This window comes from Amycolatopsis sp. NPDC049253, from assembly GCF_040678995.1.
GTDB lineage: Bacteria > Actinomycetota > Actinomycetes > Mycobacteriales > Pseudonocardiaceae > Amycolatopsis.
This window is the reverse complement of record NZ_JBFAQX010000043.1, coordinates 1-18,889: the sequence shown is the minus strand read 5'-3', so window position 1 is coordinate 18,889 and position 18,889 is coordinate 1. Positions and strand designations below refer to the sequence as shown.

The window sequence follows — 18,889 nt, the reverse complement described above, 5'->3', positions numbered from 1 at the left end:
TCCGCGGTGACGCTGGCGTTCGTGACACCCGAGCCGAAGGGATTCCCCGTGAGTGTCCTGACCCCGATCGCCGTCCCGCCCCGCCCGGCGGTGGCGCCGCGCGTGGTCGCCAAGGCGTGGATCTTCGCGTTCCTGGCGGCCAACGTGGTGCTCGCCACGGTGTTCTTCGCCCTGGGCGACCTGTCGGACGACCCGCTGATCAGCGCCGGGCGCCTCGCCGGCATCTACGCGGCGCAGGCCATGGCCGTGCAGCTGCTGCTCGTCGCCCGCCTGCCATGGCTCGACCGCCGGCTCGGCATGGACCGGCTCACGTCGTGGCACCGCTGGACGGGCTTCAGCCTGCTGTGGCTGCTGGTCGCGCACGTGGTGCTGGTGGTCGTCGGCTACTCCGCCGTCGAGCGCACGAACGCGGCCGACGAGCTCGTGCACTTGGCGAACACCACCGAGGGGATCCTGCGCGCGATCGTCGCGTTCGTGCTCATCCTCGTGGTCGGCGCGGCTTCCGCCCGTTTCGCGCGCAAGCGGATGGCCTACGAGACGTGGCACTTCGTGCACCTCTACACCTACGCCGCCGTGGTCCTGGCCTTCACGCACCAGATCGCCGTCGGGCAGTCGTTCGCGAGCCACCCGGCCGCCCGCGCGTACTGGTGGACGCTGTGGCTGGGCGCGGGTCTCGCCGTGCTGGCCGGGCGCGTGCTCCTGCCGTTGCGCCGCAACCTGCGCCACCGGCTGCGGGTGGTCGCCGTGGTACCCGAGTCGCCCGACACCGTGTCCGTCTACATGACCGGCCGCGACCTCGACCGGCTGCCGGCTCGCGCGGGGCAGTTCTTCCTCTGGCGCTTCCTCACGCGTGACCGCTGGTGGCAGGCCAACCCGTTCTCCCTCTCGGCCGCGCCCGACGGCCGCACGCTGCGGCTCACGGCCAAGGCCGTCGGCAGCTCCAGCGCGAGCCTGCGGTCGCTGCCGATCGGCACGCGCGTGTTCGCCGAAGGACCATACGGCGCCTTCACCACCATCCACCAGCAACGGCCCAACGCGCTGCTCATCGCCGGCGGGGTCGGCATCACGCCGATCCGCGCCCTGCTCGAAGACGTGAGCGGTCACGTCGTGCTGCTCTACCGCGTGCGGACACCGGCCGACGCCGTGCTCCTCCCCGAGCTGCACGCGCTGGCCAAGACCCGCGGCGCCGTCGTGCACGTCCTCAGTGGACCGTCGGATCTGCACGGCCCCCACGGTCCGATGCTCGGTCCCGCCGCGCTCCACGCGCTGGTGCCGGACCTCGGCGACCGCGACGTGTTCGTCTGCGGTCCGCCCGGGATGACGTCGGCCGTGCTGCGCAGCCTGCGGGAGCTGCGCGTGCCCGGCACCCAGGTGCACGCCGAACGCTTCAGCCTGGCCGCGTGAGGAGCTTCCGATGAAGAAGACGATCTTCGTGGTCGCCCTGTCGATCGCCGGGTTCGTGGCGGTGTGGCGCTTCGACCCGACGCCGGCGGCGAGCGGCAGCACCGCCACGAGTGCCCCGCAGGTCAGCATGGCACCGTCCACTTCGGCCGGTTCCGGCGCCCTGACGACGCAGGGCAGCGCGGAGTCGACCGAGTTCGGCACGGTGCAGGTGCAGGTGTCCTTCTCTGGCAGCCGGATCACCGACGTCACCCTCGTGCAGCAGCCGGACAGCGGCCGCGGCGTCGACGCGATCCCGCTGCTGCGCGAGGAAGCCCTGCAGGCGCAGAGCGCGGACATCGACACCGTCTCGGGAGCGACGCAGACCAGCGAGTCGTACATCAAGTCGCTGCAGGCGGCGCTCGACGCGAAGGGCTCGTGATGGCCTCGCACGTCGAGCAGGTGATGGGTCTGCCCGTGTCCCTCGACCTGCGTGACGAAGGCGACTTCACCGGCGCCATCGCCGACGCGTTCCGATGGCTGCGCGAGGTCGACGCCCGCTTCAGTCCGTTCCGCGCCGGCAGCGAGGTCTGCCGCTACGACCGCGGCGAAACCACCGAACTCAGCGCGGACCTCGACGAGGTGCTCGGCCTCTGCGCGTACTACGAAGGCCTCTCCGGCGGCGCCTTCTCCGCCCGCCTGCCCGGCCGTGGCCTCGACCCGTGCGCCGTCGTCAAAGGCTGGGCCGTGCAGCGCGCCGCCGATCGCCTCCACGCGGCCGGCGCGCGGCGGTTCTGCCTCAACGCCGGCGGCGACGTCGTCACCGCGGGCGAACCGGAGCCCGGGCGACCGTGGCGCGTCGGCATTCGCCACCCCGAACAGCCCGAAGCGGTGTGCGCCGTGGTCGCCTCCCGCGACGGCGCCGTCGCCACCTCGGGCGCGTACGAACGCGGCGCCCACGTGCTCGACGGCCGCACCGGCCTGCCCGCCACCGGGCTGCTGAGCGTCACCGTCGTCGCCGAAGACCTCACGCACGCCGACGCGCTGGCCACCGCCGCGTTCGCGCTCGGCACCGACGGCATCGCCTGGGCCGCCGACCAACCCGGCTGCGACGTGCTCATCGTCGACGCCCAGCGGCGCGTTTACCGCTCCCCCGGCCTGGCCCTCGCCTGACGCGAGTGTCCACAGTGCACTCGGTGAGCTTCCGACCGGCGCCGATGTGATTTCGTCGTCACCGGATGTTCACGGCGGCGGTGAAACGCGAGCCCGCGAGCTGCGTCGTACTGAGCGTGCTGCGGTTGACGACGGTTGCCGGTGTGGTGTGCGTGGTGGTCGCGCCGTTCTTGTCGGGAGGCGCGACGAGAGCGAGCGGCGTGGGGCTGCTGTGGTTCGTCGCCGGAGCGGCCGTCGCCGCGCCGCTGGGGCTGGCGCGGTCGCGCAAGGTGCGGGTGGCAGCGGCGGCTCTCGGGATCGCCACCGCCGTGGCCGCCGTGGTGCGGCTGGCGCTCGACGTGCGGGGTGGCGTGCCCGGCCTGGACACCCCGGTGCTCGCCGTGGGTGCGGTGGGGGTGGCGATCGGGCTGTTCGGCTCCCCGCCGTGGCGGGTCCGTCCCGTCGGGGTGCTGGCCGCGGGGGTGGCGGCGCCGTTCGCCGCGGACCGGGCCGCCACCGCGAGCACGACCCGCGGCGTGCCGGACCTGACCCCCGAACCGGTGGCCGAGAAGCCCGGCGGCCGGCAGTGGTCGTGGCAGCCACCGGCCGACGTGAGCGCGGTGGCAGCCGCCGGGCACGGGGTCGTCGTCGCGGCCGCCGACGGTTCGGTGACGGCGCTCGACGGGCTCGACGGCAGCCGCGACTGGTCCTACGCCCGGCCGGGCGCGCACGTCCACGCGCTGCTCGCGTCCGCCGACCGGCGGACGGTCGTGGCCGCGTTCGCGTCGAAGACCGACAGCAGCAACGACCTGGTGGTCGTCCTCGACGCCGACACCGGCACCGCGCGCTTCGACCGCGTGGTGCCGTCGGTCCTGGTCGAGACCGGCGAGATCCTGGTGAGCACCAGGACCTTGACCATCCGCGACGACGCGTACGTCGGCTACGACATCCGGACCGGCGACGAGCTCTGGCGGTGGTCCGCGCCGGCCGGGTGCCGAAACCCGTACACCTTGCCCGCGCAGGCCCGGACGGTGGTGCTGGCCGCGCTGGAGTGCGGGCGTTCCGCGGGACTCGTCGCGCTCGACGAGGTGACCGGCCGCGAACGCTGGCGCCATGTGGTCGAGACCACCGGCCCCGACGGCGAACGGCTGGACATCTCCCCCGCCGCCACCACAGACGGCGCCGTCGTGTGGCTGCGGCTCGTCGGCCGCGCCGCTTCTCCCGGCTCGGTCCTCAACGGCCTCTTCGACACCGAGACCGGCCGGCTGCTGGCCCGGCCGGACGCGTCGCGGTGGGTGCGGACGGACGTGGGACCGATTCCCGTGATCGAACAGGAAAAGACGTCCGCCGCGGCGCTCGATCCCGGCACCGGCGCCACACACCCCATCGACCTCGGCGCCTGTCCCGTGCGCTCGGCCGACGCCCCCACCCGGCACACGTACCTGCGTGTGTGCCAGGACACCGGCCGCGATGTGACCCTGGTCGTGCAGGACTTCGACGGGGGCGCGCCGACCAGCCGGGAGGTGCGGACGGACGGCTCGGGCCCGCTGTCGGACCCACGGCTCGTGCCGGCGCCGGGCGCGATCGTCCTGGCCGGCAGTACGTCCGGCGGCACGCCCGCGCCCGTCGTCGGCTTCCCCGCCTGACGTCGGCGAAACCGCCTCGCGCGAGGCCGGTCTTTTCGGGCAGACTGCGGCCACACCGTCCGAGCAAGGGGAGATCGATGCCGTCCATCGTCGAGAACACGACCTTCGACTGTGCTGACCCGTATGCGCTGGCCCGGTTCTGGAGCCTCGTCCTCGGCCGGCCCGTCGCCGAGGAGGACGAGCCGGGCGACCCGGAGGTCGGCATCGAGCTCGACCACGGTGGCACGCTGCTGTTCATCCGCGTCCCCGATGGTAGCTGGAGCTGAGACGTAACCGCTACGCGAGGTCACACGGGGGGCAGACTTATCTGGGAGCTGAATCGTCGACCTCAAGCTGCAGCGTCGACGATTCAGCTCACCGAAACTTGAACTGCACTAGTCGCACATGTAGCTCGAAATGAGTAAAACCTTCATTTCAACATAATGACATTCACCGCTTGTAGGCATCGGGAATGTTCGACGGTTGTGTCCGGTCAAGTTCGACAGCAAGCGCATCTTGGCGCTCCTCGGTGGCCTCAACACTCGGCAAGCCAAGTCGATCACAGATCCTATTCCACGACCATCCACGATTTCGCGCCACTGTTATGAATGCCGACTCCGACTGATTCACCACGCGGCGCGTGCGGACAATTTCCAGCCCCCACGCCAGTAGAATTTCATCCGGAAATTCGGCTACTCCAAGCTCAGATGACACTTGCAACGCAGTAAGTTGATTTGTTGACTTCAATGCAGCAGCCCGTTCTCCGGTTGATATTTCATCCAGCCATTCATCTATCTTCGGGTTTCTTTTACTTTCGGTCATACCATAATAATGCACCTGACCTTACCCGTCGTCAAATCATTGCGACAGCAACGAGCCTGACGACACTGCGCTCCCGAATGAACGGTTGACCTTGGGATATCTGGAGCGATCCGCCGGTGGAAAGGCTAACTGGCCCAATGGTCGAGTATCAGAAACCATGCGGACGGACGTAACTCGCACCGATCAAGCACACGGTGAGGCTAGATCTTGTACGGCCAGTCCCGGGGCCATCTCGACCCCGACTGCCACGTGGTTCCCGCTTGCCCCGATCAGCGAGACTGCGCCGCCTCGCGAGTTGCCAGATCGCGTGCCGGATGCAGAGACGGACCTATCGTCGACGAGCAGGAAGCGATCAAGGCGGCTGTCGTCTACAGAGGGAAGGAGCACTTCAGCAGCGCCACCAACGCCAGCAAGTTAGACTCGCCGCAGCTTTGCCCCGAGCCCACTCCGCCTCGGCGGGCGTCGGACTGAAGGCCTCCGCCAGCGCAGGGACCGACACCACCCGCTTGACCCGCCGGTACACCGATCATTCGAAGCCACGCAGCACCTCAGGCCCAGCCAACGGATGTAACTAAGCGCACCCCGGCCCGCACTCTCCGCACCCAGCCCACACAGGCTCTCTAACGACCCCTGCTGCCCTCTCCCAGGCCCCTCTTGGCAAGTATCTCCCGTATCCCGACAGGCCCCGGGTTCTGTCATACAGGGTCAGGGCTGGTCTGGCGGTAATTCGGCTTGCCTCAAGTTCCTCCACTTGATTTTCACCCGTTCAGAGTCATACACCCGGGGCCGCCCCGGCAGCGCACGTACGACGGTCACCGATTCGACGAACAACCGCAGAAACTCCCGTTGCTCGTCCAACATCATGTCCGGCCACGCCGCGCGGGCCCCGGCAATGTCCACATTGATCATCTTCGGCGGGAGCGCCGCGTACTCCACGCGCAAACGCTGCTCGCTTTCCCCAATCGCCCGACGCGCCTCTTGCCATTCAGTTTGCGTCAACATGCCAGGCGTAGCCCACATCGCCGCCAGTTCACCGCGCCGACGATCCAACCCATCCAATTCCTTGGTGATTTCGTCCCGGCGCGCGCCGTAGTCATCCGCCTCGATCGCGCTCAGAAATTCAGGCTTGTCCAGCTCTTCCCATAAGCTATCAAGAACAAACTTTTCAGTGTTCTCCAAAAGAATACCAGTGCAACCCCGACCTCCGGCGTTCGGGTGGCAGCTCAAATACGGGACACGCCGCTTCTTGATTTGCTTGAGCGCACCGATCAATCGGTGCTCACACACTCCACATACGGCGAGCCCACCTGTCAAAAGGTACTTTCGACCAGTCGGGTTGCTCTTGCGATCGGAACTGACCAGATGGGTACCCTTTCCGTCCGCACGCGTGACCCTGCGCGGCTGCGACAACTTGAGCTTGCACGCCTGCCAGGTTGCTTCATCCAGGATTGGCTCCCAGTTCCCTCGTGCCACGATCTGCCCCTTGTACACCCGGTGCCCCGCCACTGTCGGGAGAGTGACCCAGTTTCGAACCGCGCCAGCCCGAATCGTGCCCCCGTGCGCACCAGCCAAGCCCTGCTCCCGGAACTTGGCGGCAATATTCGCTAACGACCACCCTGACAGCACCCACTCAGCAGCCTGACGAATCGCGGTCGCTTCCTCAGGAACCTGCGCATACGTCTTTGCGCCGTCGTCCTTTTTCGCATGCCTATAACCGAACGGGCGGCTCCCGGGCGCCTCACCCAACGCCGCTTTCTCCGCCAACATGTCATTGACTCGCTTCTTGAGCCGCCTTACCTCACCAGCCCCAAGAACGGCCTTAATCCCAGCGACCTCGTCACGGATTCGAACAATTCCGTCCCGGTCGGTGTGCAACTCTGCAACACCCGCCGCGTCCATCATTGCCGCCAGCTCGAACCATTGAATCTCGCGCCGCTCGATCCGGTACTGTTCCACTGCCCACAAATGCGCGATCTCGCCTCGCCCGATCGCCGCGCACAATCGGTCGTACTCGGGCCTGACAACATCGTCGGCCGCCGCCGATAGATCGTTGTCGGCAAACACCACAACCGGCACGCCTGGCCACGTCTTTGCGGCGTAGGCACGCCCCCAACGCTCCTGCGCCTGCACACCCTCGCGGCGCCCAGCCCGGTCCACCGAGATCCGGCAGTACAGTGCCACATACGCGGTGGACGAGAGATCATCGCTGGTCATAGGCTCATCCTCATGTCGGTTACGTCTTCAGTGCAACTCCCCGAGCCCAAGACCGTGAAGAACCGCCTGCACCTGTGCCTCACGCCCGAAGGCCCGCGTGACGCCGAGGTCGAGCGTCTGCTCGCCGCCGGCGCGACGATGTTCGACGACCAGCGCAACGCCGACGGCACCGGCTGGGCCGTGCTGCACGACCCGGAAGGCAACGAGTTCTGCGTGCTGCGCAGCAAGGCCGAGATGGCGGCGAAGTGACCGACTCGTTCGAGCTCAACCGCGCCAACTGGGACGAGCGCGCGGCGGTGCACGCGAAGTCCGAGTACTACGGCTTCGAGCGCTTCCGCACGGATCCCGGGTACCTCAGCGACGTCGTGCGGTTCGACCTCCCGCGCCTCGGCGACGTCACCGGGCTGCGCGGCGTGCACCTGCAGTGCCACATCGGCACGGACACGCTTTCCTTGTCCCGCCTGGGCACGCGGATGTCCGGCCTCGACCTCTCCCCCGGCTCGCTGGCGGAAGCGCGCAAGCTCGCGGACAGCGTCGGCGCGGAGATCGACTACCACGAGGCCAACACCTACGACGCCGTCGACGTGTTCGGCGAAGGCGCGTTCGACCTCGTCTACACCGGTGTCGGCGCGCTGTGCTGGCTGCCGACGATCGCCGAGTGGGCCACGGTCGTGGCTCGTTTGCTGAAACCCGGCGGGCGGCTGTTCCTGCGCGAAGGCCACCCGATGCTGTGGGGGCTCGACGACGAAGCCGAGCGCGCGTGGCCGAAATACGACTACTTCGAGCACGCCGAACCGCTCGTGTGGCACGACGACACCACCTACGTCGACACCGACGGTCCGCTCGCCAAGACCACCACGCATTCGTGGAACCACTCGCTGGGCGAAATCATCACGGCGCTGCTGGAGAACGGCCTCGCGCTCACCGCGTTCACCGAACACGACACCGTGCCGTGGAACGCGCTGCCGCACGAAATGCACCAGGTCGACGGCGGCGAATGGCGGCTGCGCGAGAACCCGCGGCGCCTCGCGGCGAGCTACACCCTGCAGGCGGCGAAGGTTTCCTAGAGTGCGGGCATGACTCGTGCTCTTGTCGCCGTCGCCGCGCTGGGCGGCACCATCTCCATGGCCCCCGGCCGCTCGATCGAAGCCGGGGTGGTGCCGCGGCTGACCGCCGAGGACCTGCTCGGCGACCTCGGCACCGACCTGCCGATGGATCTCACGGCGGCCACGCTCGCCGGCATCTCCAGCGCGTCGATGGACTACGAGACACTGCTGCGGACCCGCGATTGGGGTCTGAAGCAGGTGGCGGCGGGCGCGGCGGGATTCGTCGTGGTGCAGGGCACGGACACCCTCGAGGAGACGGCGTACTTCTTCGAGCTGACCTGGCCCCACGACGTGCCGGTGGTCGTCACCGGGGCGATGCGCAACCCGAGCCTGCCGAGCCCCGACGGTCCCGCGAACCTCCTGGCGGCGCTGACCGTCGCGGCCGAACCCCGCAGCCGCGGGCGCGGTGCGCTGGTGGCGTTCAACGACGACGTGCACTCGGCGCGCTGGGTGCGCAAGGCACACGCGAGCCACCTCGAAGCGCTTTCCTCGCACCCGGCGGGACCGCTCGGGCTCGTCGCGGAACGCTCCGTGCACTATTTCCACCCGGCCGGCGGACGTCCGGCCGCACTTGCGGTGGAAAACACGGACTTCTCGGGGCTGGTTCCGTTGCTGGAAGCGGGCATCGCGGACTCCGGCGAGCTGCTCGGGCTCGTGCTCGGCGGCGGTGCGCGCGGGGTGGTCATGGCGGCCAACGGCGTCGGCCACGTTTCGCGCGGGACCGCGGACGTGATCGCCGACGCGAAGGTGCCGATCGTCGTCGCCTCACGCACCGGCGCGGGCACGACGTTCCGCGGCACCTACGGTTTCCACGGCTCCGAGTCGAGCCTGATCCGCCTCGGCGCGACGATGGCCGGCTGGCTCGACCCCCGCAAAGCCCGCGTTCTGCTTCAGGTCCTGCTCGCCACCGGCGCTTCCCGCGAACGCGTCGAGGAGGAGTTCCGCCTGCGCGGCGACCTGGACCGCTGAGACCTCAGTCCCGGACCGGACCACCCAGCGGATCCAGGTGGTACGGCCGCATGGCGCGCGGCCCGTCGCGGTAGACGTGCACGCTGATGGCCGGGTCCGGGCCGTCGTTGCGCACCTCGTGCACGTACCCGGGCCCGAACACGCGCGACTGCCCGGCGGCCAGCGCGTGCAGCTCGGTGACCGCGCGGCCGTCGGACGAACGGCGCGCGACGGTCTCGGTCAGCCGTCCCGAGACGACCGTGAACGCGCCGGTCGAGAACTCATGGTCGTGCAGGTCGGTGTGCTGGCCGGGCAGCCAGCTCAGCAGCCAGACCTCCTGGCCGTCGCCGCGTTCCACGAGCGCGGAGAAGCGCTCGTCGGGGTCGTAGCGCAGGAGGTTCGCCCACCGTTCACGGTCGGCGGCCACCTCGAGGGCGACGCGCACGGGGTGGCGCAGGGCGGGGTTCTCGGGACGCAGCAGGGTGTTGTCCGGGACGGCGAACATGGTCGTTCCTCGCAGGAGAAAGGGGGGAGAAGCTGGGCCGGGGCTGGGTTCACCGACAACAGCGACACGACGGCATGACCGGGCGGAGGTCACAGGACCCCGGCCGCGCAGTCATCAGGCACATCGTCACGCCGACAGCGAACCAGCGCCGGCCTCGGCGGTCAACCGCTTCCCAGCCCCTGGGAGATCAGCTCCACTCGTGCTTCCGCGAACGTCCCAGCAGCTCCGCGCCGGCCCGACGCGGGTCCACACCCTCGTGGCACACGCGGTGCATCGCGTCGGTGATCGGCATGTCCACGCCCAGGCTGCGCGCCAGCTCTCGGATCGACGAGCACGACGTGACCCCCTCGGCGACCTGCCCGCCGGTGGCGGCCTGCGCCTGCTCCAGCGTGTCGCCGCGGCCCAGCCGTTCGCCGAAGGTGCGGTTGCGCGACAGCGGCGACGAGCACGTGGCCACCAGGTCGCCGACGCCCGCGAGGCCGGCGAACGTGAGCGGGTCGGCGCCGAGCTTCGTGCCCAGGCGCGCCATCTCCGCGAGGCCGCGGGTGATCAGCGTCGCCATCGTGTTGGCACCGAGGCCGAGGCCCGCGGCCATGCCGCAGCTGAGCGCGATCACGTTCTTACACGCGCCGCTCAGCTCGCAGCCCACCACGTCGGTGTTGGTGTACGGGCGGAAGTACTGGTTCGAGCTCGCCCGCTGGATCGCCACCGCGCGTTCGTGGTCGGCACACGCGAGCACCGCCGCGGCCGGTTGCGCCGCGGCGATCTCCCGGGCCAGGTTCGGCCCGGAGACGACCACGATCTCGCCCGCGTCGACCTTCGCCAGCTCGGCGATCACCTCGCTCATCCGCTTGAGCGTGCCCAGCTCCACACCTTTGGCGAGGCTCACGAGGATGGCCTCGGGCGGCAGCAGCGGCCGCCACGCCGTGAGGTTCTCGCGCAGGCTCTGGCTGGGCACGCCGAGCACCACGGCCTGCGCGCCGTCGAGCGCGGCCGCCGGATCGGCCGTCGCCGTGATGCGCTCGGGCAGCCGGGTGCCGGGCAGGTAGGACTCGTTCGAATGCCGCGTCGTGATCTCCTCGGCGACCGACTCGCGGCGCGCCCACATGGTCACGTCGCGGCCGGCGTCGCCGAGGACCTTGGCGAACGCCGTGCCCCACGAGCCGGCGCCGAGCAGCGTCACCCGCTGGACGTCGGTGGCGAAGGCGGCCATCAGGCGCCGTCCTCCGGCTTCTTCACGGGCGGCTCCTCCTGGCGGATCTCGGCGAGCAGCCGGGTGACCTCGTCCATCATCAGCTTGGTCACCTCACGCAGCGTGGAGGCGCTGCGCGGGTTGGCGTTCTCGTAGGCTGACAGGTCCAGCGGATCGCCGACCAGGTGCGTCACGGTCTTGCGCGGGAACGGCGTGAACTTCTTCGTGTAGCCGTTGTAGATCTGGTTGGTGCCCCAGCGTGCGATCGGGATCACCGGCGCGTCGTTCTGCAGCGCCAGTCGCGCGACACCGGTGAACGACTCCTTGAGCCAGCCGGCCGGGTCCTTCGTGATCGTGCCCTCGGGGTAGATCACGACGATCTTGCCTTCGGCCAGCGCCTCGTGCGCGGCCCGCAGGCTGTCGCCCGCCGCGCTGGAGTTGCGCGACACCGGGATCTGGCCCGACGCGGTCGCGATCTTCCCGAGAACCGGGACCTTGAGCAGGCTGTCCTTGAGGAAGAACCGCGGCACGCGCTTCTGGCGGTGCACGAACACCGCGTCCACCACCGGGTCGAAGTGGGAGATGTGGTTCAGCACGAGCACCGCCGGGCCCTGCCGCGGAATCTTCTCCGCGCCGATGTACGACCGCTTCCCGATGCGGGTCAGCGGGTAGAACACGAACGCGGCCAACCCCACCCAGAAGCCGCCCTTCTCACGCCGTGCCAAGTCTCCTCCTCCGAACGATCCACTCCGGCAGATCCTGCCGCGCCGGGGTTCACGCAGTCCAGGGAGGGTGCGCTCACCACACACCGCGGAGCTTTCGGGTAAAGATGGACAGGTGGACGTGGACCTGGTCGTGCCGTTGAAACACCCCCGCGTGGGCAAGTCGCGCCTGCGTGGCGCGGTCGGCGAGGCGGAGCACGCCGTGCTGGTGCTGGCGCTGGCGTACGACACGCTGGCGGCCGTCACGTCGGTGGCCGGCGTGCGGCGCGTGCTCGTCGTGGCCGCGGACCCGGCGGCGGTGTCCGAACTGGCCGGTCTCGGCGTGGAGCTGGTGACCGAGCCGGGCGACGGCGGGCTGAACGAAGCGCTGCGTCACGGTGCGGCTCTGCTGCGCGACGGCGAACCGGGCGGCATCGTCGGCGCGCTGCAGGCCGACCTGCCGGCCCTGCGCGCGGGCGATTTCGCCGACGCGCTGGCCGAGGCAGCAGGGCGGCGCGCGTTCGTCGCCGACCACCAGGGCACGGGCACCACGCTGCTGCTGTCGGCTCCCGGCGCGCCGCTCGACCCGCGGTTCGGCGCCGGTTCCGCCCAGCGGCACACCGATTCCGGAGCCGTCCCGCTGGCCGGGGCGGTGGTGTCGCTGCGCAGCGACGTGGACACTTCGGACGATCTCGAGCACGTGCGCGCGCTCGGCGTCGGCAAACGCACGGCGGCACTGCTGCCCGAGGAAACCATCCGGTTGGGATGAAGGTGTTCATTTGACCTTCACCGCGGTCTGCGCAAACTGCTGCTTCGTAGTGAACAATGGGCGTCGTGAGCACAGACGACGCCAGCACACCCGCCCGGAACGGACAGCCCGCCCGGCGGCGCAGGGCCAGCGCGGCGAAAGCTGAGGCGCCTGGAAGCCCCGCACGACACACCAGCGCAGCGAAGAAGACGCCTCCGAGCAAGAGCGCAGCTTCCGCGGACGCGGTGACGACGGCCGCCCGCGCGACCGCGGCCAAGGCGGGCGCCAACGCCGCCGGCAAGGTCAAGACCGCCAAGAGCGAGCCGAAAACCGCGCCGGTGAAAACCTCGCGGGCCCGCAAGACCACCGCGGCCACGGCCGTCGCCGCCACGGAGACCGCCCGGCCCGCGGCCCGGCGCACCTCGGCCGCGGTCGACGCCTCGGGCGACGATTTCCGCGGCGTGCCCTCGGCTCCGCCCGCCGTCACTTCCGCCGCGCCGACCGCCGTCGAGTCGCTGCCGGACGACCGGTACTTCAACCGCGAGCTGTCCTGGCTCGACTTCAACGCGCGGGTGCTCGCCCTCGCCGAGGACGAATCGCAGCCGCTGCTGGAGCGGGCGAAGTTCCTCGCCATCTTCGCGTCCAATTTGGACGAGTTCTACATGGTCCGCGTGGCCGGCCTGAAGCGCCGCGACGACACCGGCCTGTCCGTGCGCAGCGCCGACGGCCTCACGCCGCGCGAGCAGCTGGACTACATCGCCAAGCGCAACCAGGACCTGGTGGAGCGCCACATCGGCGCGTTCGAGAACCACCTGCGCCCGGAGCTCGCGAAGCAGGACATCCAGCTCGTCGGCTGGGCGGATCTCGCCGGCGCCGACCAGCTGCGCCTGTCGAGCTACTTCTCGGAGCAGATCTTCCCGGTGCTCACGCCGCTGGCCGTCGACCCGGCGCACCCGTTCCCGTACATCTCGGGGCTGTCGCTCAACCTCGCGGTGACGGTGCGCGACCCGCAGGGCGGCACGGAGCGCTTCGCCCGCGTGAAGGTGCCGAGCAACGTGCCGCGCCTCATGCGCGTGGAGACCGAACGCACCAGCCGCACGGCCACGTTCCTGCCGCTGGAGGAGCTGATCGCCGCGCACCTGGGCGAGCTGTTCACCGGCATGGAGGTGACGGAGCATCACGTGTTCCGCGTCACCCGCAACGCCGACTTCGAGGTCGAGGAAGACCGCGACGAGGACCTCCTACAGGCCCTCGAACGCGAGCTCGCGCAGCGACGCTTCGGCCCGCCCGTGCGGCTCGAGGTCGCCGAGGACATGAGCGAGCACATGCTCGAGCTGCTCCTGCGAGAGCTCGAGGTGGACCCGGCCGACGTCGTCGAGGTGCCGGGCCTGCTCGACCTGACCTGCCTGCACCAGCTGTCCGGTGTGGACCGCAAGGAGCTCAAGGACCGGCCGTTCGTGCCGGCGACGCACCCGGCGTTCGGCGAGCGCGAGACGCCCAAGAGCGTGTTCGCGACGCTGCGCGAGGGCGACGTGCTGGTGCACCACCCGTACGACTCGTTCTCCACGAGCGTGCAGCGCTTCATCGAGCAGGCCGCGGCCGACTCGAAGGTGCTGGCGATCAAGCAGACGCTCTACCGCACGTCGGGCGACTCCCCGATCGTCGACGCGCTGATCGACGCCGCCGAAGCCGGCAAGCAGGTCGTTGCGCTGGTCGAGATCAAAGCGCGCTTCGACGAGCAGGCCAACATCACGTGGGCGCGCACCCTGGAGCGCGCGGGCGTGCACGTGGTCTACGGCCTCGTCGGGCTCAAGACCCACTGCAAGGTGTCGATGATCGTGCGCCAGGAAGGCTCGACCATCCGGCGTTACTGCCACATCGGCACCGGCAACTACAACCCGAAGACCGCGCGGCTGTACGAGGACATCGGCCTGTTCACGGCCGACCCGAGCATCGGCGCGGACGTGACCGACCTGTTCAACGTACTCACGGGCTACTCGCGGCAGGACACCTACCGCACGATCCTCACGTCGCCCCACGGCATCCGCCGCGGCATCGTGCGCGCGATCGGCGAGGAGATCGAGCTCGCGCGCGCCGGGCAGGACGCCGGGATCCGGATCAAGTGCAACTCGCTCGTCGACGAGCAGGTGATCGACGCGCTGTACCACGCTTCGCAGGCCGGAGTGCCCGTCGACGTGGTGGTGCGCGGGATCTGCGCGCTGAAGCCGGGCGTCGAGGGGCTGTCGGAGAACATCCGCGTCCGCTCGATCCTGGGACGCTTCCTGGAGCACTCGCGGGTGTTCCACTTCCGCGCGGGCGGCACGCACTGGATCGGCAGCGCCGACATGATGCACCGCAACCTCGATCGCCGGATCGAAGCGCTGGTGCGCGTGAAGGACACGAAGCTCACGCAGCAGCTCGACGCCGTGCTCGACTCGGCGCTCGACCCGACCACGCGGTGCTGGGTCCTCACGGCCAGCGGCGAGTGGCAGCCTTCTCCTGGCGCCGGTTCGCAGGTGCGCGATCACCAGGTGGAGCTCGCGAAGCTGCACGGGGCCGCCGGATGAGCGTGGACGTCCGCGCAGCCGGCGCGGTGCTGTGGCGCCGTGCCGGCGACGAGTTCGAAGTGGCCCTCGTACACCGGCCTCGTTACGACGACTGGTCCTTGCCGAAGGGCAAGGTGGATCCGGGTGAGACTCTCGCCGCCACGGCCGTGCGGGAGGTGTGGGAGGAAACCGGCTACCGCGTGGTGCTGGGCCGCCATGTCGCGCAGAGCGCCTACGACGTGCCCGCCCGCGGCGGCGGTGGCGTGCTGAAGAAGACCGTCGACTACTTCAGCGGCGAAGCCGTGTCGGGGACGTTCCTGGCCAACGACGAGGTCGACGAGCTGCGCTGGCTCGACCCGGTCGCGGCCGAGCGGCTCCTCACGCGCGAGGCGGACGTGCGCGTGCTGCGCGAGTTCTGCGCGCTGCCGGTGTCGCTGATCACCGTGCTGCTCGTCCGCCACGCCAAGGCGGGCAAACGCGACGACTGGACCGGCGACGACGACCTGCGTCCCCTCTCCGACGCCGGCCAGCGCCAAGCCGAAGCCCTGCGAGCGTTGCTGCCCTGCTTCGGCCCGACCAGCGTCTTCTCGGCCCCGCGGCTTCGCTGCGTGCAGACCGTGCGGGGCGTTGCGGAGGACCTCGGCGTCGACGTGCGCCACGAGAACCTCCTCTCGGAAGAGGGCTACTGGCCCGACCCGGTCCTCGGGATCGCCCGCCTCCTCGCCATCGCCGGCGGCGGGGGCACCCCGTTGATCGCCAGCCAGGGCGGCGTGATCCCGGACCTGATCAGCGCCCTGGCCGACCGCGACGGCACCGAGCTCGCCGCCGCCCGCGGAGGCGTCGTGCCCAGCAAGAAGGGCTCCCTCTGGGTCCTTTCCTTCCTCCCGCCCTCCGGTGACGTCGGCCCGCGCCTCGCAAGCGCGGACTACTACCCGACGCCGTTGCCCGCACCCGCCCCTTCGCGGCACTGACGCAGTTCTTCTGTTCGGGCCTCCCCGCCGGCTGTCGCCGCCGCGGGGAGGCCCTTCCGCGTTTCGGGGAATGGCGGTGTTCGAATGGGCTCGAAAAGTGGGCGGGTCGCTATTCGCGGGGTGACTTGGCGGGGATTCTATAGAGATGGCTATTCCCGCCCGGGGTGCCGGCGACGGGTACACAACTCCGCCCGAACGGCCGATCAAGCGGTGGGGGTGAGGTGAAGTTTTCACTCCGCCTACCGGCTTGGGGGCGTCGGTAGAGGCGCTCAGGCTCGCCATGGCTTTCTTGTCGCGGTTCCACTGAATCCGCCTGCCGCCCCGCGGCCTTCAACGCCCTGGCGCTGCTCCCAGAGCCGGGACTCCTTGCTGCGACAACGGTCCCGGGTGAGCCTTCTTCGCTTCGTGCTGGGGAGTGAATCCGCAGCTCCAGGCCACATCTGCAGGCTCGGCCCCGGATGCCTTGCCCCGCAGCCGATCCACCCCGACGGCCCCCTCCGGCTTTGTCTGGCCTCCGACGCCGGTTCCGCCACACCGCTCCGACCGCAGGCACACGACAACGTGCGGCAAGGTCTGTGCAGCCGTCCCGGTCTCTCCGGCCCTGCCGACCACGCTCGAGCACAGGAACACCCGAGCTCCACGCCAGTTCTCGCGAGCGGCAGCAGCCTTCGCTCGATTGAAGGGCACGGCGTCCCCGCCCCTTCTGCCGCACCACCGTGGCCACGGACCAAACCCCACGTCCCGCAAGTCTCGCGCCTCCTGAGCCATTCCTGCTCTGCACCACGCCACCTCGGCTCGCCCAACCCCGCACCGAGCCGAAACCACGAACATGCAGGTACACAGCATTTCCGGCGCACCCGCACCTACTCCCTGCCGACAAGGGAAGCCCGCAGCAGCACCCCACCTCGCAGACCCGAGGCGAGCAAGCAGGGCACTCCATCCCTGGTGCACTACGCCACACCGGCCCGGGTCATTCCGGCACAGGACCGCACCCACTCCAGCAAGACGACGGAACTCCGCGGCCGCATCCCTCCGACCAACCCGCGCGGTCCGAGCGCGCAAGCACGCAGGCGGCTCACTGTTCCCAGCTCACCACACCCAACCTCGCCGTTCCGCCACAACAGCTCCCGGACAAAGGCGAGAGGACTGCGGCGACACCCCACCCCCGACCACGCGCGCAACCTCACGCGGCACCAGCCGAACACGCAGGTCCCGCACCGTAGACACCCCGGGTCGTTCCGGCATAACCGCTCCCTCGACAGACGCGCGGAGACAGCAGCGCACCCCGCCGCTCGCCCCTGCTGTCCGCACCCGTACGTGACCAGCGAGCGCGAACATGCAGGTAGCACACGATTTCCGGCACGTCGCGCCTCAGGACTCCTGCGGATCAAGAGTGCCAGGCAAGCGCAGTACCGCCCTCATTTCCTCCGCAAGTCCGCGTCCTGACAGCCGCCGTGCGGCAGACCTGCTGCCCCAGGTCGGGTCTTCACCTTGGGATGCGCGCCGATTCAACTGATCGGAAGCTGGAAGTTGACTGCGCATCCCGCATTCCGCGGCGCCCCGCTCGGGCGATGAGGGGACTCCTGTCCGCCCCAGTGATCTACCACAGCCGCCCGGGCGCCCAACGATTGCTTGCCCCGACATCGCAATGCTCGCACGGCAGCCACCCTGCGGAAGTACGCAGGCCAAACCTGATGCCGGGCCACCTGTCGCGCCAAGGTGGGCAGCCAGGCAGGCGCCCAGCGATTGCTTGCCCTCACCTCGCGATCCTTGCGCGGCAGCCACCCCGCGGGAGCACGCAGCCCAAACCCGATGCCTGGCCGCCCTGTCGCACCAAGGTGGGCAGCCGCGCCGGCGCCGCTTGCCCCGGCAACGCGATCCTTGCGCGGCAGCCACCCCCCGCGGGAGCACACAGCCGGGCCACCTGTCGCACCACCGTGAGCACCCGCGCTGACGCCGCTTCCCCTACACCGCAATGCTCGCACGGCAGCCACGCCGCGAGTACGCAGCCAAACCCGATGCCTGGCCACCCTGCCGCACCACCATAGGCAGCCGCGCGGGCGCCCAGTGATCGCTTGCCCCTACCTCGCGATCCTTGCGCGACAGCCACCCCACTGGAGCACGCAGCCCAAACCCGATGCCTAGCCACCATGTCGCACCACGGTGGTTGGCCGCGCTGTTCGTGGCGAGCACTCGGCTTATCCAGCCGCGTTCTTGTCCACCGTTCTGCACTGGGAGAACCTAGGTCCCGCAAGCCCACCATTCCTGTGCCGATCAGTGATCCCGCAGGCCAGAGCACGCGCACCGGCACATCGGCCGCCCCGGGCGACCGACCCAGTCCGCCGCACGTTCCCTGCCCAGCCGAGTATTCCCCAGCCCCAAACACCGCACCCCAACCCGACCAGAACTACCCCACACATACGGCAGGGCCCCCTCCCGAAGTGGGAGGGGGCCCTGCCGTGAAGTGCACGTCTCGGCGTGAACGCCGGGGTGGTGTTACTTCTTCTTCGCAGCGCTGGTGCGCTTGGCGGCCGGCTTGGCAGCGGCCTTCTTCGCAGCAGGCTTGGCGGCGGCCGGCTTCGCGGCAGCGGCCTTGGTCGCCGTGGCCTTGGCGGCCGGCTTGGCGGCGGCAGCCTTGGTGGTGGCGGCCTTCGCGCGCGTCGCGGCGGGCTTGGCGGCGGCGGTCTTCGTCGCGGCGGCCGGCTTCGCAGCGGCGGCCGGCTTCGCAGCGGCGGCCGGCTTCGCAGCGGTGGCACGGGTGCGCGTCGTGGTGGAGCGCGTGGTGGCCGGGCGGGTCGCCGTGGTGCGCGAGGCAGCCGCACGCGTGCCGGTCGCCGCGGTGGCGCGGGTGGTGGTCGCGCGGGAGGCGGTGGCAGCCGTGGCGGTGGTGGTGCGCTTGACGGCGGTGGCCTTCGGCAGCTTCTTCGTGCCGGAGATGACGTCCTTGAACGTCGTGCCCGCACGGAAGGCCGGCACGTT

The 18,889-nt window shown here is 70.0% G+C and carries 16 protein-coding genes and 1 pseudogene; 11 read left to right on the top strand and 6 right to left on the bottom strand.

Annotated elements, in window-relative coordinates; all coding sequences use genetic code 11:
• Positions 1-48: 48 nt before the first annotated feature.
• From AB0K15_RS44655 to AB0K15_RS44635, 5 genes are all read left to right on the top strand, one after another.
• Positions 49-1,404 carry a ferredoxin reductase family protein gene (locus tag AB0K15_RS44655; RefSeq protein ID WP_364066540.1) on the top strand — a complete coding sequence of 452 codons (1,356 nt, stop codon included), beginning with the start codon at positions 49-51 and terminating at the stop codon, positions 1,402-1,404.
• A 10-nt stretch (positions 1,405-1,414) separates the two neighbouring features.
• Positions 1,415-1,822, top strand: a complete 408-nt coding sequence (locus AB0K15_RS44650; RefSeq protein ID WP_364066537.1) for an FMN-binding protein — start codon at positions 1,415-1,417, stop codon at positions 1,820-1,822.
• Positions 1,822-2,553 (top strand): FAD:protein FMN transferase, encoded by a 732-nt coding sequence (locus tag AB0K15_RS44645; RefSeq protein WP_364066534.1) that lies wholly within the window; start codon positions 1,822-1,824, stop codon positions 2,551-2,553. The genes AB0K15_RS44650 and AB0K15_RS44645 overlap by 1 nt, the downstream gene beginning before the upstream one ends.
• A 125-nt stretch (positions 2,554-2,678) precedes the next feature.
• Entirely contained in the window at positions 2,679-4,178 is a 1,500-nt protein-coding gene (locus AB0K15_RS44640; protein ID WP_364066531.1) for a PQQ-binding-like beta-propeller repeat protein, read from the top strand.
• Positions 4,179-4,255: 77 nt separating this feature from the next.
• On the top strand, positions 4,256-4,444 hold the full coding sequence (locus AB0K15_RS44635) for a VOC family protein (protein ID WP_364066528.1): 189 nt from the start codon (positions 4,256-4,258) through the stop codon (positions 4,442-4,444).
• A 163-nt stretch (positions 4,445-4,607) separates the two neighbouring features.
• Here AB0K15_RS44635 and AB0K15_RS44630 read toward each other — a convergent pair whose 3' ends face one another.
• Complete coding sequence (locus AB0K15_RS44630) at positions 4,608-4,979, bottom strand: hypothetical protein (protein WP_364066525.1); 372 nt, start codon at positions 4,977-4,979, stop codon at positions 4,608-4,610.
• 705 nt (positions 4,980-5,684) lie between these two features.
• Entirely contained in the window at positions 5,685-7,193 is a 1,509-nt protein-coding gene (locus AB0K15_RS44625; RefSeq protein WP_364066522.1) for a recombinase family protein, read from the bottom strand.
• A gap of 33 nt (positions 7,194-7,226) precedes the next feature.
• Between AB0K15_RS44625 and AB0K15_RS44620 the strand changes: the two are divergent.
• From AB0K15_RS44620 to AB0K15_RS44610, 3 genes and pseudogenes are all read left to right on the top strand, one after another.
• A pseudogene (locus AB0K15_RS44620) lies at positions 7,227-7,442 on the top strand (VOC family protein); the annotation flags it as partial.
• A complete protein-coding gene (locus AB0K15_RS44615) occupies positions 7,439-8,260 on the top strand; it encodes a class I SAM-dependent methyltransferase (RefSeq protein ID WP_364066519.1) in 822 nt (273 codons plus the stop codon). The pseudogene AB0K15_RS44620 and the gene AB0K15_RS44615, both read left to right, overlap by 4 nt.
• Positions 8,261-8,269: 9 nt before the next feature.
• On the top strand, positions 8,270-9,268 hold the full coding sequence (locus AB0K15_RS44610) for an asparaginase (protein WP_364066516.1): 999 nt from the start codon (positions 8,270-8,272) through the stop codon (positions 9,266-9,268).
• Positions 9,269-9,272: 4 nt separating this feature from the next.
• On the opposite strand, the gene AB0K15_RS44605 is transcribed toward AB0K15_RS44610, so the two are convergent.
• The 3 genes from AB0K15_RS44605 to AB0K15_RS44595 form a co-directional block, all read right to left on the bottom strand.
• Positions 9,273-9,752, bottom strand: a complete 480-nt coding sequence (locus AB0K15_RS44605; protein WP_364066513.1) for a cysteine dioxygenase family protein — start codon at positions 9,750-9,752, stop codon at positions 9,273-9,275.
• Positions 9,753-9,939: 187 nt separating this feature from the next.
• Positions 9,940-10,965 (bottom strand): NAD(P)H-dependent glycerol-3-phosphate dehydrogenase, encoded by a 1,026-nt coding sequence (locus AB0K15_RS44600; RefSeq protein WP_364066510.1) that lies wholly within the window; start codon positions 10,963-10,965, stop codon positions 9,940-9,942.
• Positions 10,965-11,669 (bottom strand): lysophospholipid acyltransferase family protein, encoded by a 705-nt coding sequence (locus AB0K15_RS44595; protein WP_364066507.1) that lies wholly within the window; start codon positions 11,667-11,669, stop codon positions 10,965-10,967. Before AB0K15_RS44595 ends, AB0K15_RS44600 begins: the two co-directional genes overlap by 1 nt.
• 112 nt (positions 11,670-11,781) lie before the next feature.
• On the opposite strand from AB0K15_RS44595, the gene cofC reads away from it, so the two are divergent.
• Genes cofC through AB0K15_RS44580 form a run of 3 tightly spaced genes read left to right on the top strand, consistent with a single transcriptional unit; the run spans position 11,782 to position 15,910 of the window.
• Positions 11,782-12,414 (top strand): 2-phospho-L-lactate guanylyltransferase, encoded by a 633-nt coding sequence (gene cofC / locus AB0K15_RS44590; RefSeq protein WP_364066495.1) that lies wholly within the window; start codon positions 11,782-11,784, stop codon positions 12,412-12,414.
• A 56-nt stretch (positions 12,415-12,470) separates the two neighbouring features.
• Positions 12,471-14,960 carry an RNA degradosome polyphosphate kinase gene (locus AB0K15_RS44585; protein WP_364066488.1) on the top strand — a complete coding sequence of 830 codons (2,490 nt, stop codon included), beginning with the start codon at positions 12,471-12,473 and terminating at the stop codon, positions 14,958-14,960.
• The gene (locus tag AB0K15_RS44580) at positions 14,957-15,910 is read left to right on the top strand and encodes an NUDIX hydrolase (RefSeq protein WP_364066485.1); all 954 of its coding nucleotides are present in this window, start codon (positions 14,957-14,959) and stop codon (positions 15,908-15,910) included. The genes AB0K15_RS44585 and AB0K15_RS44580 overlap by 4 nt, the downstream gene beginning before the upstream one ends.
• Before the next feature lie 2,496 nt (positions 15,911-18,406).
• On the opposite strand, the gene AB0K15_RS44575 is transcribed toward AB0K15_RS44580, so the two are convergent.
• Positions 18,407-18,889 (bottom strand): HU family DNA-binding protein (locus tag AB0K15_RS44575; protein ID WP_364066482.1); only part of this gene is annotated, 483 nt, incomplete at its 5' end.

Coding starts and splice junctions, on each gene's coding strand:
- AB0K15_RS44580 (WP_364066485.1), top strand. CDS start 14,957: ATGAGCGTGGACGTCCGCGCAGCCGGCGCGGTGCTGTGGCGCCGTGCC.
- AB0K15_RS44645 (WP_364066534.1), top strand. CDS start 1,822: ATGGCCTCGCACGTCGAGCAGGTGATGGGTCTGCCCGTGTCCCTCGAC.
- AB0K15_RS44605 (WP_364066513.1), bottom strand. CDS start 9,752: ATGTTCGCCGTCCCGGACAACACCCTGCTGCGTCCCGAGAACCCCGCC.
- AB0K15_RS44635 (WP_364066528.1), top strand. CDS start 4,256: ATGCCGTCCATCGTCGAGAACACGACCTTCGACTGTGCTGACCCGTAT.
- AB0K15_RS44610 (WP_364066516.1), top strand. CDS start 8,270: ATGACTCGTGCTCTTGTCGCCGTCGCCGCGCTGGGCGGCACCATCTCC.
- AB0K15_RS44630 (WP_364066525.1), bottom strand. CDS start 4,979: ATGACCGAAAGTAAAAGAAACCCGAAGATAGATGAATGGCTGGATGAA.
- AB0K15_RS44600 (WP_364066510.1), bottom strand. CDS start 10,965: ATGGCCGCCTTCGCCACCGACGTCCAGCGGGTGACGCTGCTCGGCGCC.
- AB0K15_RS44585 (WP_364066488.1), top strand. CDS start 12,471: ATGGGCGTCGTGAGCACAGACGACGCCAGCACACCCGCCCGGAACGGA.
- AB0K15_RS44650 (WP_364066537.1), top strand. CDS start 1,415: ATGAAGAAGACGATCTTCGTGGTCGCCCTGTCGATCGCCGGGTTCGTG.
- AB0K15_RS44625 (WP_364066522.1), bottom strand. CDS start 7,193: ATGACCAGCGATGATCTCTCGTCCACCGCGTATGTGGCACTGTACTGC.